Annotated in this window: 16 protein-coding genes; 4 read left to right on the top strand and 12 right to left on the bottom strand. The window is 67.4% G+C overall.

Features of this window, described 5'->3' with window-relative positions; translation table 11 throughout:
* Window positions 1–71 precede the first annotated feature (71 nt).
* Window positions 72–1,955, top strand: a complete 1,884-nt coding sequence (gene sppA, locus J2X06_RS13720; RefSeq protein ID WP_310063290.1) for a signal peptide peptidase SppA — start codon at window positions 72–74, stop codon at window positions 1,953–1,955.
* 148 nt (window positions 1,956–2,103) lie between these two features.
* Here sppA and J2X06_RS13715 read toward each other — a convergent pair whose 3' ends face one another.
* Window positions 2,104–2,322 (bottom strand): hypothetical protein, encoded by a 219-nt coding sequence (locus tag J2X06_RS13715; RefSeq protein WP_310063288.1) that lies wholly within the window; start codon window positions 2,320–2,322, stop codon window positions 2,104–2,106.
* A gap of 91 nt (window positions 2,323–2,413) precedes the next feature.
* Between J2X06_RS13715 and J2X06_RS13710 the strand changes: the two genes are divergently transcribed.
* On the top strand, window positions 2,414–3,190 hold the full coding sequence (locus tag J2X06_RS13710) for an SDR family oxidoreductase (protein WP_310063286.1): 777 nt from the start codon (window positions 2,414–2,416) through the stop codon (window positions 3,188–3,190).
* A gap of 18 nt (window positions 3,191–3,208) precedes the next feature.
* On the opposite strand, the gene J2X06_RS13705 is transcribed toward J2X06_RS13710, so the two are convergent.
* From J2X06_RS13705 to J2X06_RS13655, 11 genes are all read right to left on the bottom strand, one after another.
* Window positions 3,209–3,880 (bottom strand): TVP38/TMEM64 family protein, encoded by a 672-nt coding sequence (locus J2X06_RS13705; RefSeq protein WP_310063284.1) that lies wholly within the window; start codon window positions 3,878–3,880, stop codon window positions 3,209–3,211.
* Window positions 3,881–3,968: 88 nt separating this feature from the next.
* Window positions 3,969–4,595 (bottom strand): DUF4124 domain-containing protein, encoded by a 627-nt coding sequence (locus tag J2X06_RS13700; RefSeq protein WP_310063282.1) that lies wholly within the window; start codon window positions 4,593–4,595, stop codon window positions 3,969–3,971.
* Window positions 4,595–5,290 (bottom strand): DUF4124 domain-containing protein, encoded by a 696-nt coding sequence (locus tag J2X06_RS13695; protein WP_310063280.1) that lies wholly within the window; start codon window positions 5,288–5,290, stop codon window positions 4,595–4,597. Before J2X06_RS13695 ends, J2X06_RS13700 begins: the two co-directional genes overlap by 1 nt.
* Before the next feature lie 107 nt (window positions 5,291–5,397).
* Window positions 5,398–5,997 (bottom strand): DUF1579 domain-containing protein, encoded by a 600-nt coding sequence (locus J2X06_RS13690; RefSeq protein WP_310063278.1) that lies wholly within the window; start codon window positions 5,995–5,997, stop codon window positions 5,398–5,400.
* A gap of 99 nt (window positions 5,998–6,096) precedes the next feature.
* Window positions 6,097–6,660, bottom strand: a complete 564-nt coding sequence (locus J2X06_RS13685) for a Sua5/YciO/YrdC/YwlC family protein (protein ID WP_310063276.1) — start codon at window positions 6,658–6,660, stop codon at window positions 6,097–6,099.
* 87 nt (window positions 6,661–6,747) lie between these two features.
* Complete coding sequence (locus tag J2X06_RS13680; RefSeq protein ID WP_310063274.1) at window positions 6,748–9,261, bottom strand: DNA topoisomerase I; 2,514 nt, start codon at window positions 9,259–9,261, stop codon at window positions 6,748–6,750.
* A gap of 208 nt (window positions 9,262–9,469) precedes the next feature.
* Window positions 9,470–10,405 (bottom strand): RDD family protein, encoded by a 936-nt coding sequence (locus J2X06_RS13675; protein ID WP_310063272.1) that lies wholly within the window; start codon window positions 10,403–10,405, stop codon window positions 9,470–9,472.
* Between the two features lie 37 nt (window positions 10,406–10,442).
* Entirely contained in the window at window positions 10,443–11,177 is a 735-nt protein-coding gene (locus J2X06_RS13670) for a GYF domain-containing protein (RefSeq protein WP_310063271.1), read from the bottom strand.
* Window positions 11,178–11,255: 78 nt separating this feature from the next.
* Window positions 11,256–11,744, bottom strand: a complete 489-nt coding sequence (locus J2X06_RS13665; protein WP_310063269.1) for a DUF494 family protein — start codon at window positions 11,742–11,744, stop codon at window positions 11,256–11,258.
* Between the two features lie 63 nt (window positions 11,745–11,807).
* Window positions 11,808–12,941: a DNA-processing protein DprA gene (dprA, locus tag J2X06_RS13660; RefSeq protein WP_310063267.1), complete on the bottom strand. Its 1,134-nt coding sequence runs from the start codon at window positions 12,939–12,941 to the stop codon at window positions 11,808–11,810.
* A 78-nt stretch (window positions 12,942–13,019) separates the two neighbouring features.
* Window positions 13,020–14,171, bottom strand: a complete 1,152-nt coding sequence (locus J2X06_RS13655) for a LysM peptidoglycan-binding domain-containing protein (RefSeq protein WP_310063647.1) — start codon at window positions 14,169–14,171, stop codon at window positions 13,020–13,022.
* A gap of 154 nt (window positions 14,172–14,325) precedes the next feature.
* Between J2X06_RS13655 and def the strand changes: the two genes are divergently transcribed.
* Window positions 14,326–14,841 carry a peptide deformylase gene (gene def, locus J2X06_RS13650; RefSeq protein ID WP_310063265.1) on the top strand — a complete coding sequence of 172 codons (516 nt, stop codon included), beginning with the start codon at window positions 14,326–14,328 and terminating at the stop codon, window positions 14,839–14,841.
* A gap of 4 nt (window positions 14,842–14,845) precedes the next feature.
* Window positions 14,846–15,775, top strand: coding sequence for a methionyl-tRNA formyltransferase (gene fmt, locus J2X06_RS13645; protein ID WP_310063262.1), 930 nt, complete (start codon window positions 14,846–14,848; stop codon window positions 15,773–15,775).
* Window positions 15,776–15,844: the final 69 nt, after the last annotated feature.

Below are 15,844 nucleotides of genomic sequence, written 5' to 3'. Positions count from 1 at the left end.
GTGTTACGAATGGCGGGTGAATCCGCCACGACCTGCGAGTACGCTGCGGTGGTAGTCAAGGAGCCCTTGCAATGAATGTACCTGCGCGTCGCGGTCCCATCGCCCGTTTCTTCGTCGGTCTTTGGGAGGCGATGAATTTCACAAGGCGACTGGTGCTCAACCTGCTGTTCTTCGCGTTGCTGATCCTGTTCCTGGCCGTGCTCGGCGCCGGCCCGCGCACCAAGCCGCTGCTCGATCGCACCACGCTGGTGATCGCGCCGGAAGGCGACTTGGTGGAGCAGTACAGCCGCGATCCTTTGACCCGCGCGCTGAGCAGCGCGCTGGGTGAACGCGCCGAGGAAGTGCAGCTGCGCGACCTGCTGCGCGCGCTGGACGCGGCCAAGTCCGACAAGCGCATCGAGCGCGTGGTGCTGCGCCTGGACGAGATGCAGGCCAGTGGCATGGCGTCGCTACGCGAGGTCTCCGACGCGATCGCGCGGGTCAAGGCCAGCGGCAAGCAGGTGATCGTGTTCTCGGAGATGATGGACCAGAAGCAGTACCTGCTCGCCGCGCAGGGCAGCGAGGTCTACCTCGATCCGATGGGCGGGCTGCTGCTGGAAGGCCTGGGCCGTTATCGCACCTATTACCGGCAGGCGTTGCAGGACAAGCTCGGCGTCGACGTGCACCTGTTCAAGGTCGGCGAGTACAAATCCGCCGCCGAGCCCTACGTGCTCGACGCCGCCTCGCCGGAAGCCAAGGAAGCCGACCTGTACTGGATGAACGATGTCTGGCAGCGCTACCTCGCCGACATCGCCAAGGCACGCAAGCTCGACGCCGCCCAGCTGGCACAGGGCATCGAACAGTTGCCGTCGGGTATCCAGTCCGTGCAGGGCGACCTGGCCAAGTACGCGCTGCAGGCCAAGCTGGTCGATGGCCTGAAGACGCGCGAGGAAGTCGACGACCTGCTGACCAAGCGCGGCGTCGAGGACACCGATGCCGACGGCGGCTTCCGCCAGGCATCGCTGGACGAATACATCACGCACCTCGACAGCGCGTTGCAGGCGGTCGATCCGCGTCCGCAGGTGGCGGTGGTCGTGGCCGAGGGCGAGATCGTCAGCGGCGAACAGCCGCCGGGTCGGATCGGCGGCATCACCACTGCGGAGCTGCTGCGCGAGGCGCGCGATGACGACAAGGTCAAGGCCGTGGTGTTGCGCGTGGATTCGCCGGGCGGCGAGGTATTCGCCTCCGAGCAGATCCGTCGCGAGATCGTCGGGCTGAAGAAGGCCGGCAAGCCGGTGGCGGTGTCGATGGGCGACCTGGCCGCGTCGGGTGGTTACTGGATCTCGATGAACGCCGACCGCATCTACGCCGATGCTTCGACCATCACCGGTTCGATCGGCATCTTCGGTTTGATCCCGACGCTGCCGCGCGCACTCGACAAGATCGGCGTGCACGCCGACGGCGTCGGCACCACACGCTTTGCCGGCGCGTTCGACATCACCCGTCCGCTGCAGCCGGAGGTCGGGCAGGTGATCCAGTCAGTGATCGACAAGGGTTATCGCGATTTCACCGGACGGGTCGCGTCCGCGCGCAACAAGCCGGTGGAGCAGGTCGACGAGATCGCCCGCGGTCGCGTGTGGAGCGGCGCGCAGGCGAAGGAGCGCGGGCTGGTGGACGAATTGGGCGGCCAGCAGCAGGCGCTCGACTTCGTCGCCAAGCGCGCCAAGCTCGGCAAGGCGGGCGAATACCAGGTGCGTTACATCGAGAAAACGGCGACGCCATTCGAGCGGCTGTTCGCCGGCTTCGTCGGCAGCCGCATCGGCGGCGCGTGGCTGCGCGAGTCGGACATCGCCCAGCGCCTGCTGGCCAAGGCGTCGCCGCAGGCGGCCGCGGACCTGCGTTTCCTCGAAGGCGCGATCACGCCGACGCGTGGCGTGCCAGTGAAGGCGCTGGCGCACTGCTTCTGCGGGTTCTGATCGCACGGCAAGAGCGCCCTCATCCGCCGCCGGATCAAGTCCGGGGCACCTTCTCCCTTGGCAGGGAGAAGGGATCGAACGAATTTTCACTGCGTACCTGATCGAGCCCCTCTCCCGCCTGCGGGGAGGGTTGGGGCGAAGGCAGTGCTTAGCCCCCCTGCGCCTCGATCGCCGCGCGCTGCTGATCGGCGGCTTCCTGCACATCGCCCTCGACCTGCCGGGCCTTTTCGATAGGCGCCTGGATCGCGTCGCGCAGTTGCGTCGCTTGCGGCTCCACGGGGCGATCCTTCTCGGGCGGCTTCGGCTTGGAGCAGCCGACCATCAGTGCCACGACCGCCACGATCCCGCAGATCCACGCACGCGTCATATCAGTCCCCTCGCCTGATCCGACGGCTATGCTACCCCGGCCGCCGTGGGCCAACACGCACCGCGGCCACCTTTCAGCACACGGAGTGGGCATGGATCCGAAGCGTTGGCGTCTCGACGGACAACTCGCGCTGGTCACCGGCGCCAGCGCCGGCATCGGCCGCGCGGTCGCGCGCGAACTGCTCGGCTTCGGCGCCGACGTGCTATTGGTGGCGCGCGACGCCACCGCGCTGGAGTCCACGCGCGCCGAACTGATCGAAGACTATGCCGAGCGCGAAGTGCACACCTTCGTCGCCGACGTCGCCGACGAAGAACAGCGCCGCGAACTGCTCGACTGGGTCGAGGACTTCGGCGAAGGACTGCACATCCTGGTCAACAACGCCGGCGGCAACATCAGCAAGCCCGCGACCGACTACACCGAGGACGAGTGGCGGCAGGTGTTCGAGGTCAACCTGTTCTCCGCATTCGAGCTGTCGCGCTACGCCTATCCGCTGCTGACCCGCCATGCTGCATCGAGCATCGTCAACGTGGGCAGCGTCTCCGGCGCGACCCACGTGCGCACCGGCGCGCCCTACGGCATGAGCAAGGCGGCAATGCACCAGATGACGCGCAATCTTGCCGTCGAATGGGCCGAGGACGGCATCCGCGTGAATGCCGTGGCGCCGTGGTACATCCGCACGCGCCGCACCTCCGACAAGCTGGCCGATCCGGATTACCTGGACGAGGTGCTGCTGCGCACGCCGCTGGGGCGCATCGGCGAGCCGGAGGAAGTCGCCGCGGCCGTGGCGTTCCTGTGCCTGCCGGCGTCGGGCTACATCACGGGCGAGTGCATCGCCGTGGACGGCGGGTTCCTGCGCTACGGGTTCTGATCCAGGGCAGCGCGACGATTACCGGTGTACCCACCGGCGCAGCAGCCAGACCGCTCCCAGGCTCAGGGCCAGCCCCGCCGCGATGGCGGCCATCAACATGCCGGCGCGGCGTTCGATCAGTCCCTGTCCCACCATCACCGTGCCCACCGCATAGGGCAGTTCCGCCAGCACCAGCGCGGAGGCATAGGTGGTGAAGCGCACGCCGAGCAGGCCGCACAGATACCCCGGCACTTCCGATGGCAGCGCCAGTTGCAACACCAGCACCAGCGGGAACTGCGCATTGCGTGGCAGTCGTTCGCCATAGAACAGGACCAGGCGCTCCGCCCGCGCCGACTTGATCAGCGGCCGACGCAACAACCGGCCGATGGCGAACGCGCACGCGCCACCGATCCACCAGCCCAACCACAACAGGATCACGGTCGTGGTGGCGCCCCAGCTGTACACGGCGACGGGTACCAGCAGCGCGCTGGAGAGGAAGGCGAGCATCGCCGACAGGGCCGACACCAGCACGAAAGCCACGCCGCCCCAAACCGGATAGGTCGCGATCACCGGTTCGGCGGTGGCCAGCAGATCCCTGAGCCACAGGTGGATCTGATCGATAGACAACACCAAGACGAGCAGCGCAAAACCCAGCGCGACGGCCAGCGTTCGCCAGGGCAGGAGGGAGCGTCGTGCGACCGAAGGGTGCATGGAGGAGGGCGAAGCGAAACCTGCCGGGCAGTTTGCGCGCCCGGGCGAGAAGACGCGGTATGGAGTCGGGGCGAGCGGATCGGCGGAATCAGCGTCCGCAGGTGCTCTCGCGAACGATGCGCTGCATCCGTTCGACTTCGGCCTGGGCCTGGTCGCGCTGCCCGGCCACGCCGAAGCGCAGTTGCGACTCGGCCTCGCGCAGGCGCTGCTTCCAGTTCACGCACAGCGCGCCGTCGGGGATGCGCTGGCACTGGTCGTCGACCATCTGGCAGGCCGCCGTTGCTCCCGCGCGATCTCCGCCGCCACCGAGGCCCGTGACGCGCAACGGCGCGCAGCGCTGCGGCGGATGACCGTCGTCGCTGAGGTAGATGCCGTTGTCGTAGGTGCGGCATTCGTACAGTGCCGGCGGCGGAAGGCGTTCGGCATCGGGGATGTTCGCGGACTCGACCTTCGCCGGTGAAGGCTGGACGTGCTCCGCGGGTCGCGACGGTGTTGCCGGGGCGGTGGGCCTGGCGGGCGGAGCGAAGACGGGCGGAGGCGAGCCAACCGGCGCTGCTTCGACCACGCGACGCTGCTGCGTGCTGCCCTTGGGGCAGGGCGTGTTGTTCTGGATGGTCAATGCGCCGCTGGCGTCGGTGCAACGGTAGATCACCACCTGGCCGTGCGCAGCCGTCGCCATGCCGAGCAGCAGGGTCGTCATCAGCCAACGTCGCATCAGCGTCCTCCGCATTCGTCGTCCAGGCGTTGCGCGATCAGTTGCTGCTCGTTGTCGATCCGCTGGCGGTCGCCCTGCAATGCACTGTTGTACTGGCGGCCCAGTTCGAAATGGCGGTCGCGCAGGTGCTCGCAGATCTGGTCCGGGCCCAGTTCATAGCACGGATCGCGGATCCAGCTGCCCGGCGTCATCGCCAGGCCGACATCCACCGGCAGGCGCGGCGGACCGGGTCCGGTTTCGGGCGGACGCGGCCTCGGTCCGCCGACGTTGTCGCCCATCGGATTGCGCTGCACGGCCACCGGATAACCCAGCGCCCACAGTTCCACCCAGCGCGGATTACCCTCGGCCGTGTCGCTGAGATAACGCTCGCCTTCGTAGGTCTCGCATTCGTACATCGGGCGCGGTTGATTGACGACGACGTAGTTTGGCGTCGATTCGGCTGGAGCAGGCATCGGTTCCGGTTCCGGTTCCACTGGTGAGGTCGCGATCTTCCGGCGCGGCGGATCGACCGGGCGCTGCATCTCCAGGATCTGCTGGGTTTCGCCTTTCTTGCACGGCGAGTCGCGTAGCGTGAGCTGGCCCTTGCCATCGGTGCAGCGGTAGATGGTGATCTCCGCTGAGTTCGCAGCCGCCGTCATGCCAGCCATCACCAGCAGCAGGGTCAAGGCAGGCAGGCGGAACGGTCGATGCACCATGAGCGGATCTTGCGCCGCTTCAGTCGTGGAATCGACAGTCAGCCGAATCTCGCTCGCGGCGGTTCAGCTGCGGACAGGTCGGTCGCGTGGTCATGAAGTCAGCGCGCCTACTTCTGCCGCGTGTAATCGAGCTGCATCGTCCTCGTTTCCTTGCCATCGCGGGTCTCGTACATCTCGAACACGTGGTGGTCGTTGTCGACGACACGCAGCACCTGCCGGACCGGGATTTTCGCGCCGCCCGCGGCGGCGTCGGCGAACTCGCCCTTGAAGACGTAGCTCTTGCTGGCGGGGTCGTAGTTGCCCTGGGAAACGAACATCCCTGTCGAGCCGCTGTCGATCCAGCTGCTGTAGTACTTGCCGGTGACGTTGTCGTAACCGGTGTAGCCGATGCCCTCGAACGGCTTGCCCATCCACTGGCCGTGATAGTCCTGGCGCAGGTGGCGTCCACCGAGTTCGATCTTGTTGGTTGCCGAACCGGTCTGCACCATCGGTTCGCTCTTGGGGTCCATCCACATCGTCTGCTTGACGTTCCACTTGCCCTGCATCGTGGCCAGTTGCTTGTGCGGCTCGCCCGGCGTTGCGGCCTTCTCCCAGGCCTGCATCATCGCCTGCTGTTCGGCCGTCATCTGCGGCGGCTTGTCCTGAGCCGCCAGCGGCAACGCGATCGCCAGCGCCATCGCGCACAACGAAACCTGCATGAGATTCATGACACCCTCCTCGATAGGCGGCGTTGCCGATCAGCGCCGCGTTGGCGACGCTACGGCCGGGCCTGTTAAGGCGATGTGGGCCGCGTTGCGTCGCGGATATCAGGCGCGCAGCAATGTGCCCGAGCGGGCATCGCGGATATCGGTGGGGGCTGCCAGGCCACCGGTTTCGCCGATGCAGACGCCGTCGATCCGTTCGAGCAGATGCGGATCGAGCGCGGCGCGCTGGAGTGCCGGAGGCTGGCCGCTGAGGTTGGCGCTGGTGGAGACCAGCGGACTGCCGAAGGCCGTGCACAGCGCGACCACGGTCGGATGCGCGCTGACGCGGACGGCCACGCCGTCATGGGCGCCGGTGATCCAGCGCGGCACGCGCGAGGTGGCCGGTACGATCCAGGTGTGTGGGCCAGGCCAACTGCAGAGCACCTCGTCGCGTCGCTCCTGCGGCAGCGACTCCCAGTCGAGCAGGCCTTCGAACTGGTCCACCGCACCGGCGACCAGGATCAGGCCTTTTTCGAGGGGGCGCTCCTTGATCGCGAGCAGGCGCATGACTGCGTTCTCGTCGAACGGATCGCAGCCCAGCCCCCAGACCGCCTCGGTGGGATAGGCGACCACGTCACCGCTCTGCATCCCCCAGGCGGCCTCGATCAGGGACAGGGTCTGGCTCATGGCGACAGGATAGCGGGCGCCGCACGCGATGGGAGCCGCTTGTCGGTGCGGGCGGACCGGACACGGCTCTGCCGTGCCCGGTGACCGTCAGGCCTTGGCTTTCTTGGCGACTTTCTTGACGGCCTTCTTGGCGGTCGTCTTTGCGGTGGTCGTCTTCGCGACCTTCTTGGCCGCCGTCTTCTTCGTGGCTTTCTTCGTCGCCTTTTTGGCCACGGCCTTCTTCGCCGGCGCCTTCGTGGCGGCGGCCTTCTTGGCGACCTTCACCGCCGGCTCCTTCTTCGCCGCCGCCTTCTTGCCGAAGCGGCCGCGCACCGGCTTGCCGGTTTCCTCCAGCAGCCTGGTCACTTCCTCCAGCGTCAGCGAGGCCGGCTCGCGGTCCTTGGGGATGCGGCCGTTGAGCTTGCCGTCGCTGATGTACGGACCGAAGCGGCCGTTCAACACCTGGATGTCGCTGCCTTCGAAGGACTTGATGATGCGGTTGCGCGCAATCTCCTCCTTCTCCTCGATCAGGAACACCGCGCGCGCCAATTCGATGGTGTGCGGGTCGTCTTCCTTCTTCAGCGATGCGTAGGTGGTGCCGCGCTTGGCGAACGGTCCGAAGCGGCCGATGCCGACGGTGACTTCATGTTCGTTGCTGAGGCCGAGCTTGCGCGGCAGCTTGTACAGCTCCAGCGCGTCCGCCAGCGAGATCGTGTGCATGCTCTGGCCCGGACGCAGCGAAGCGAACTCGGGCTTCTCCTCGTCCTCGACGGTGCCGATCTGCACGTACGGTCCGTAGCGACCCAGGCGCACGCTGACCGGCTTGCCGGACTTGGGATCGGTGCCGAGTTCGCGCGCGCCGGTGGCCTCGGAACGGTCGACCGACTCGGTCTTGTCCTCGACCAGTTCCTTGAACGGCCCCCAGAACTTTTCCATCAGCGGCACCCATTCCTCTTCGCCGCGGCTCACCGCATCGAGTTCGTCCTCGAGCTTGGCGGTGAAGTCGTAGTCGACGTACTGGGTGAAGTGGCTGGACAGGAATTTCGATACCGCGCGGCCGACATCGGACGGGCGGAAGCTGCGGCCTTCCATCTCCACGTACTTGCGGAACTGCAGCGTCTGGATGATCGAGGCGTAGGTCGAAGGACGGCCGATGCCGTATTCCTCCAGCGCCTTCACCAGCGCCGCTTCGGTGAAGCGCGGCGGCGGCTGGGTGAAGTGCTGGTCGGCGTGGATGCGTTCCAGCGGCACGCGGTCGCCGATCTTCATCGCCGGTAGCTTGCGGCCTTCGTCTTCGTCCTCGGCGCTCTTGCTGTCCTTGCCTTCCTCATAGACGGCGAGGAAGCCCGGATCGACCACGGTCGTGCCCGAGGCGCGGAAGCTGTGCTCGCTGCCCGCGGCGAGATCGACGCTGACCGTGTTGAGCGTGGCCGGCACCATCTGCGAGGCGACCGCGCGCTTCCAGATCAGTTCGTACAGACGACGCTCGTCGTCGGACAGGTGGCGCGAAACCTGTGCTGGTGTGCGCAGCGCCGAGGTCGGGCGTACCGCCTCGTGCGCTTCCTGCGCGTTCTTGGACTTGGTCTGGTAAGTGTTGGGCTTGTCGGGCAGGGCGCGCGTGCCGAAGTCGCGGGCGATGACGTCGCGCAGTTCGGTCAGCGCCTCGGCGGACAGGCTGACCGAGTCGGTACGCATGTAGCTGATCAAACCGACCGTGCCTTCCTCGCCGCCGATCGCCACACCTTCGTACAGCTTCTGCGCGACCTGCATGGTCTTGCGCGTGGTGAAGCCGAGCTTGCGCGCGGCTTCCTGCTGCAGGGTCGAGGTGGTGAACGGCGGCGCCGGACGGCGTTTGCGCTCTTTGCTGACGACGTCCGTGACGTGCAGGGTGCCGCCGGCGGCGGCCACGATCCGCTTGCGCGCCGCTTCGGCGGTGTCGCCGTCGGTGACGGTGAACTGCTCGAACTTCTTGCCGTCGAGCTTGTTGAGCTTGGCGGTGAAGGCCTGCGTGGCATGCGCGCACTCGGCCTCGATGGACCAGTACTCGCGAGCGATGAAGGCTTCGATCTCTTCTTCGCGTTCGACGATCATGCGCAGGGCCGGCGACTGCACGCGCCCGGCCGACAGCCCGCGCTGCACCTTGCGCCACAGCACCGGCGACAGGTTGAAGCCGACCAGGTAGTCCAGGGCACGGCGCGCCTGCTGCGCATCGACCAGGTCGCTGGCGATGGCGCGCGGCTGGCTCATGGCCTCCTTGATCGCGCGCGGCGTGATCTCGGTGAACACCACCCGCTGCAAGGTCTTGCCTTCCAGCAGGCCGCGCTCCTTCAGGATCTCGGCAATGTGCCAGCTGATCGCCTCGCCCTCGCGGTCCGGGTCAGTCGCAAGGAAAAGCGCGTCGGCACTCTTGGCGGCCTTGGCGATCGCGTCGACGTGCTTTTCGTTCTTGTCGATCAGGTCGTAGCGCATGGCGAAGCCGTTGTCGGGATCGACCGCGCCTTCCTTGGGGACCAGATCGCGGACATGGCCGTAGGAGGCCAGGACGGTGAAGTCCTTGCCCAGGTATTTGTTGATCGTCTTGGCCTTGGCAGGCGACTCGACGATGAGGAGGTTCTTGGCCATGGGGGAGGCTCCGCAGCACCGGGAACCGGGCTGCTGTGGCTGACATCTAAGAAGGCTACGCCCGCGGTTGCGGCCGCGGGCGTTCAGGGTTTCCTTTTTCTATTGGGACCACGCAGCGACCGCGACTGTCAAGCTTGGTCGCGCATTCGTTACGCAGGCCGCGGTTCCGGGCGGCCGGCCGTCGCGGTTTGTTCAGGTTTGCGAAGACTCAGCGGGCCCCCGCCGCGGCCGCCAGACCGACGGCCAGCACGATCAGTGCCAGGTAGGCCAGGGTCAGCAGGCCGCCGATCACCAGGATCACGATGGTGACGGTCCCCAGCTCGGTACGCTGCCGCTCCGAATGCGAGGTATAAGCCCAGCGGTCGACCACCAGGGTGCCCGCGATCATGTCGTGCAGGGCGCGCTTGCGATCGGTGAAGGCGGCCATGATGTAGCCGATGAACAGGATCAGAGCGCTGGGGATCGTGGCGAAATAACGGCCGATGCCACGGGCAAACGAAATGCGCCGGCCGTCGTCGTCCGTGACCTTGATGCCCACGGCCATCTTGCCAAGCGTGGCCTGACTGCCGCCGGCATGGAACATGGCGAAGTAGACCGCCTGCAGTCCGAGGGGGATCAGGTACACCAGCGCGAGCAGTGCGATCGAGCCGCCGCTGGCGAACAGCGAGGCCGGATCGCCGCCCATGCCGACGCCGACACCGAAGAACATCCCCATCAACAGCATCTGCACGATGCCGCCGATGATGCCGACGACGAACGAATCGATGACGACCGCCGCGAAGCGCTTCCAGAAGCCGGCATAGACCACCCAACCGTCGGCGACGTAATCGCCGGCATCGTGCAGTACGGCGCGCGGCGGCGCGTACGGGGAGACAGGCTCGGCGACGGAATAGGGGTTGGCGCCGGCTGCCGCAGGCGCGGCGGCCGAGGCGGTGGCAAAGCTCGCGCTGGCGGCGGCAGGACGGCCCGCCCCCTGGATCACCTCGCCCACGAGCGTGCGCCACGGCTGCCACTGGGGCAGGCCCTCGCGCCAGACCAGCGTGTCGGGAGCGAGTTGACCGTGGGTGTGCAGCTCGGCCAGATCGCCGGCGCTGACCGGGCCATGCCGGTTGCGCTCGTAGTCGCTGTAGTACCACTGGGTCATGGGCGAATTGGTCCGGGGATTTGGAGGAAAGGAAATTTCATTGCGCCCGGCACGAGGCCGGACGGTAGCGGTTGGGCAGGGTGCCGCCGCTGCAATCCCAGGCCATGCCGTCGCCCTCCTGATAGGCCACGTACAGCCAGGTGCTGCCCTCGACGGCGGGCGACATGCCAGCGAGCGTGAACTCGAACGCGCACTGGCCGCTGTCGACGGAGCCGAAAGCCAGTCGCGATTTCGGGTGTAGTCCGGCGAACCGCTGGATCACGGGCGCCATGTCGTCGTTGCCCGGGCAGTGGCCGGTGCGTTCGACGTGCGTGGCCACCTGGCGTTTGATCGCCGAAGCCGCGCCGACCAGGCCGGCGGTCGTCTGCGCGCGCACGGTGTAGTCCTGGTAGGCAGGCACCGCAATGGCGGCGAGGATGCCGACCACCGGAATGGCGAGCGCGCCCAGCACGATGGCGACGATCGCGCAGCCCGAGAGCCCGCGTTGCGGCGCGCTGTGGCGGCGGGCGCCCGCGGCAGGTCGCCCGGTCGAATAGGCCGCAGCCGAAGTAAGAGGCGGTGGCAGTGGCGGCGGCACCGACGCATCGGGCTGCACGCCGGCGAGTTCGAGTTCTTCGGAAAGCCGGTCCAGTGGCTGCCATTCGCGCAGCCCGGCATGCCAGACCAGCGTGTCGCGCTGGATCCTGCGATCACGGTAACGGGCGCGGATTTCCTGGGCCGTATGCGGCCCGACACGACCCTGCGACGGGTCGTGGTAGTACCAATCGGTCACGGATCCCCCTGTCTCGTCCTGAGTAGTGCTCCGCGCGGCTGCCGATGCCTCCCCAGGCCTGGCCGCGCAAACCGGTACTTAATGTACCGGTTCGGGTTCGTCCTCGAACATCTGGGTTTCCATCCAGGCGTACGCCGCCTCGGAGCCCGGCTGGTTGAACAGCACCATCAGCACGACCCATTTGAGGTCGTCCAGATCGAGCTCGTCCTGGTCCAGCGCCATTGCGCGGTCGACCACCAGCTCGCGCTGGCCGGCGTCGAGTACGCCATGTTGCTCGAGGAACAGCAGGAAGCCGCGGCATTCGACATCGAGCTTGTCCAGCTCCGGCCCGGCGAAGACCCGGGTCGGGCCGTCGGCGCGCGGCACGCTGGCGTCCGGACGCTGGTTGGCCAGCGCATCGAGCCATTCGAATGCTTTGTTGATCTCGGCGGGACTGAAACCCGCCTGGCCCAGTTCATCAAACAGGGGGCCGCTTTGTAGAGAGTCACGGTCGCGGACCAGGTCCGCATCGTCGGTGAAGTAATGCTCAAACAGGTACAGCAGGACGTCCAATATGCTCTCTTTCATTTCCCTCGGCCTGCGCCGCATGCGGCGCGGTGGGTCAGAACTTGCAGGCAACCGCCAATAACTTCAACGAATGCGGAAGTACCGGCCGTGCTGTGACGCCACGCGGCCGTCAAGCTCCATGAGCAGCAGCATGGAGGACACTTCGGCAGCCGTCAATCGGGTTCGAGCCACCAATTGATCCATACCGGTGGGGTCGTGACCGAGGCAGTTCCACAAGTTCTGGTAGTCGGGATCAGACCTGGCTGAAGCCGCGATGGCCGCCGCCCGGTCCTCGTGGCCGGTCGATGTGGGGCCGTTCAGGCGTGCACGCAAGTCGCCGACCAGCTCCGCCGCCGCGGCGGCGATCGCCACGGTGATCTCACCGGAGTCCTCGACCAAAGTGGCGCCGTCCCGGATCAGCCGATGACAGCCCCGGGCCATCGGGTTATGGATCGAGCCGGGCAAGGCGAATACTTCGCGTCCGGCTTCCGCCGCCAGGCGTGCCGTGATCAGCGCCCCCGAGCGGGCCGCGGCCTCGATCACCACGGTCGCCAGCGTCAGGCCGGCCAGGATGCGGTTGCGAGTGGGGAAATGCTCCTTGCGAGGACCGGTCCCGGGCAGGTGCTCGCTGACGACGGCGCCGTCGGCGGAGATGCGGGCCAGCAGGGCGGCGTTGGCGCGTGGATAGGGGATATCCGGTCCGGTGCCGAGCACGGCGACGGTCATCCCTCCGGCCTCCAGCGTGGCTTCGTGCGCGGCGGTGTCGATGCCGGCGGCGAGCCCGCTGGCCACGGCCCAGCCGCTGCCCGAGAGGGCGCGCGCGAAACTGCGCGCGTTGTCGCGCCCAGCCGGAGTCGCCGACCGGCTGCCGACCACTGCCACGCCCGGGTGCCACAGGCGCGCGGCATCGCCGGCCACGAACAGCGCCAGCGGCGGATTCGCAACGCGCCGCAGCAGCGGTGGATAGTCGGGGTCGTGCCAGCCGAGCAGATGGTGGTCGGGCTGCTGCAACCAGTGTGTTGCCCGCTGCAGGAGGTCCATGTCGGGGCGCTGTAACGCCGCGATCTGCGCATCATCCAATTCGAAGCTGCGCCAGACGGCAGGACCTGCAGCCATGGCCGCGGCTGGGCTGTGCGCTTCCAGCAACGCCCTGCGCGGCGCGGTCGCGCCTGCGATGGCAACGAGACGGAGCAGGGGATGGAGGTCGGCGTCGAGCATCGACGCAGCGTGCCGCGGAAACGACAGCGGCGCCCTCGGGCGCCGCTGCGGTGAAGCGTAGGAAAGTGCCTTGTGCCGTCAGCGCGTAGCGTCCGGATGCTTGAGCGCGTAGCCCAGGCGGGTCGGGCGGAGGGCGTCCATGACCAGGCCGTAGCTGACGCGGTCGAAGGTGCGGAAGATCAGCACGTGGCCGGAGAACTCGTCCGGCAGCCGCACATGATTGCCGCCGCCGACCGCATCGGGGCTGCGGTCGTAGCCGACCGCGACGCGGTCGACCTCTTCCGAACCGACGCGCCAGGTCGACAGCACGGTGCCGTTGTCGATGCCGTCCTGCGCACCGACCGACAAGGCGATCACGTCACGCGGGCCGCCGGTGGCGACGGCATCGGCCACCGCGATCACGCGGGCCTTGTCGTAGTCCAGCTGCTGGCTGGGCGGGTGCGGCATGAACTGCAGGTCGTAGGGCTGCGCATCGACCGCGATAAGGCGGTCGCCGGCGCGGACCTCGCGGCCCTTCTGGTCGATCAGCAGGGTGCTGACCTCGACGTCGTCGCCTTCGCCACGGCTGATGGTGCCGGTGGTGATCTGCTCAAGCTCGTAGCCGAGGAACTCGCCCTTGCCGTGCGGGATCTGATAGCTCCACAGGCGCTCGACGCCCCAGCTGCGGTGGCCGCGGGCATCCAGCACCTCGGAACGGCGGCCGGAGTTCTCGCAGCAACGGTCGGGGTCGACCGAGCGGTTGAGCTGGTTCGGGCGGACCACCGCATAGCGCTGGCCCGGCTGGGCGTCGGCCAGGCCGCGGACGTAGACGACCTGCCCGTCGACACCACGCAGGCGGTCTTCTTCAAACGCCACCACGTAAGGCAGCTGCTCGAACTCGTCGACCACGCGCAGGTTCTTGAGGAACGGTTCGATCTCCGCCAGCGGGATTGCGTTGATCGGGGCCTCCTCGCGGGGACCCTCCTGCACCGCCACGCGGTCCAGGTAGGCCAGCGACAGCACGTCGCCCGGGTAGATCAGGTGCGGGTTCTTGACCTGCGGGTTGGCCTGCCAGATTTCCGGCCACAGCCACGGTTTTTTCAGGAATCGCCCGGCGATGTCCCAGAGGGTGTCGCCCTTTTTCACCGTATAGGTGTCCGGATGGTCGGCCTGCATTGCAGCAGTGGCGACCCCGTAGGTGGCGACGGTCAAAAGCGCAGCGGTCAGAACCGTGCGGATCGGTTTAAGCATGGTGGCCATCTACTTGATTCCCCTTGCCAGTTTCCCCACAGGCCCGGGCACTATAGCCCAGAAGGCCCGCACGGTTACAAGCATCGTGCGCCAATAACGGCGTTACAATCCAACGTCTGCTTGCGGTTGTGACCGACGCCCCCATTTCGACGCCATGGCACTGCTCCCCATCCTCGAATTCCCCGATCCGCGCCTGCGCACGGTCGCCGCGCCGGTCGAACCTTCGCACATCGCCGAGCCGGTGTTCCAGAAGCTGCTCGACGATATGTTCGAGACCATGTACGAGGCGCCGGGCATCGGACTGGCGGCCAGCCAGGTCGACGTCCACCAGCGCTTCATGGTCATAGACGTGTCCGAGGATCATGACCGGCCGCTGGTGTTCATCAACCCGGAGATCACCGCCCGCGACGGCGAACAGGTCTACCAGGAAGGCTGCCTGTCGGTCCCCGGCATCTTCGCCGACGTGACCCGCGCCAACGAGATCACCGTCAAGGCGCTCGGCCGCGACGGCCAGCCGTTCGAAATGCACGTCGACGGCCTGCTGGCGGTATGCATCCAGCACGAGATGGACCACCTGGCCGGCAAGCTTTTCGTCGATTACCTCTCGCCGCTCAAGCGCGAGATGGTGCGCAAGAAACTGGCCAAGCAGCGTCGCCAGGCCGCGGCCTGACCCGATGGCCCTTCGCATCGTTTTTGCCGGCACGCCGGAGTTCGCCGTGCCGTGCCTGCGTGCGGCTGCACAACACAACGAAGTCGTCGCCGCCTACACCCAGCCCGACCGCCCGGCAGGACGCGGTCGCGAACTGACGCCCTCGCCGGTGAAGCGCGAGGCGCTGCTGCGCGGCATCGAGGTGCTGCAGCCGGAGAACTTCAAGAGCGCGCTTTCGAAGGATGCGCTGCGCGCGCTGCAGCCGGACCTGATGGTCGTGGTCGCCTACGGCCTGATCCTGCCGCAGTCGGTGCTCGACATTCCCACCTATGGTTGCTGGAACGTGCACGCCTCGCTGCTGCCGCGCTGGCGCGGCGCCGCGCCGATCCAGCGCGCGATCGAGGCCGGCGACAGCGAAAGCGGCGTGTGCCTGATGCAGATGGAGAAGGGCCTGGACACCGGTCCTGTGTTGCTGTCGCAGAAGCTCGACATCGGCGAGCACGAGACCGGCGGTCAATTGCACGATCGCCTGTCCACGCTCGGCGCGCAGGTGCTGTCCGATGGCCTGGGCCTGCTGCGCGCGGGCATCCGCCCGGTGCCGCAACCGCAGCCGGAAGAAGGCGTGACCTACGCGCACAAGCTCGACAAGAGCGAGGCCAGGCTCGACTGGTCGCAGCCCGCCCGCGTGCTGGCCGACAAGGTGCGCGCATTCAATCCCTGGCCGATGGCCGAAGCGCAGGTCGCCGGCGAACGCCTGCGGTTGCACGGCGCGGTCGCGCTGGATGACGCGCACCAGGCGCCGCCTGGCACGCTGCTGCGCGCCAGCCGCGACGGTTTGGATGTCGCTGCCGGCGAAGGCGTGCTGCGCATCCGCGTCCTGCAGCGCGAAGGTGGCAAGGCGATCACCCCAGCGGATTACCTCAATGCCAGACGGGATCTGGTGACGGCGCGGTAGCCGGTTGCTGTTGTTCGTCATCCCGGCGAAAGATCCATGTTGCCTTTGCTTTTGCCGTGCCGTTGTCGC

Origin of the sequence: Lysobacter niastensis, from assembly GCF_031457115.1 — a bacterium.
Lineage (GTDB): Bacteria > Pseudomonadota > Gammaproteobacteria > Xanthomonadales > Xanthomonadaceae > Lysobacter_J > Lysobacter_J niastensis_A.
The sequence above is the reverse complement of the archived record's forward strand: the minus strand, read 5'-3'. Positions and strand labels throughout refer to the sequence as shown.

Bases quoted from the DNA above. Each gene is read 5' to 3' on its own strand.
- sppA (WP_310063290.1), top strand. From the start codon at position 72: ATGAATGTACCTGCGCGTCGCGGTCCCATCGCCCGTTTCTTCGTCGGT.
- J2X06_RS13715 (WP_310063288.1), bottom strand. From the start codon at position 2,322: ATGACGCGTGCGTGGATCTGCGGGATCGTGGCGGTCGTGGCACTGATG.
- J2X06_RS13710 (WP_310063286.1), top strand. From the start codon at position 2,414: ATGGATCCGAAGCGTTGGCGTCTCGACGGACAACTCGCGCTGGTCACC.
- J2X06_RS13705 (WP_310063284.1), bottom strand. From the start codon at position 3,880: ATGCACCCTTCGGTCGCACGACGCTCCCTCCTGCCCTGGCGAACGCTG.
- J2X06_RS13700 (WP_310063282.1), bottom strand. From the start codon at position 4,595: ATGCGACGTTGGCTGATGACGACCCTGCTGCTCGGCATGGCGACGGCT.
- J2X06_RS13695 (WP_310063280.1), bottom strand. From the start codon at position 5,290: ATGGTGCATCGACCGTTCCGCCTGCCTGCCTTGACCCTGCTGCTGGTG.
- J2X06_RS13690 (WP_310063278.1), bottom strand. From the start codon at position 5,997: ATGAATCTCATGCAGGTTTCGTTGTGCGCGATGGCGCTGGCGATCGCG.
- J2X06_RS13685 (WP_310063276.1), bottom strand. From the start codon at position 6,660: ATGAGCCAGACCCTGTCCCTGATCGAGGCCGCCTGGGGGATGCAGAGC.
- J2X06_RS13680 (WP_310063274.1), bottom strand. From the start codon at position 9,261: ATGGCCAAGAACCTCCTCATCGTCGAGTCGCCTGCCAAGGCCAAGACG.
- J2X06_RS13675 (WP_310063272.1), bottom strand. From the start codon at position 10,405: ATGACCCAGTGGTACTACAGCGACTACGAGCGCAACCGGCATGGCCCG.
- J2X06_RS13665 (WP_310063269.1), bottom strand. From the start codon at position 11,744: ATGAAAGAGAGCATATTGGACGTCCTGCTGTACCTGTTTGAGCATTAC.
- dprA (WP_310063267.1), bottom strand. From the start codon at position 12,941: ATGCTCGACGCCGACCTCCATCCCCTGCTCCGTCTCGTTGCCATCGCA.
- J2X06_RS13655 (WP_310063647.1), bottom strand. From the start codon at position 14,171: ATGCTTAAACCGATCCGCACGGTTCTGACCGCTGCGCTTTTGACCGTC.
- def (WP_310063265.1), top strand. From the start codon at position 14,326: ATGGCACTGCTCCCCATCCTCGAATTCCCCGATCCGCGCCTGCGCACG.
- fmt (WP_310063262.1), top strand. From the start codon at position 14,846: ATGGCCCTTCGCATCGTTTTTGCCGGCACGCCGGAGTTCGCCGTGCCG.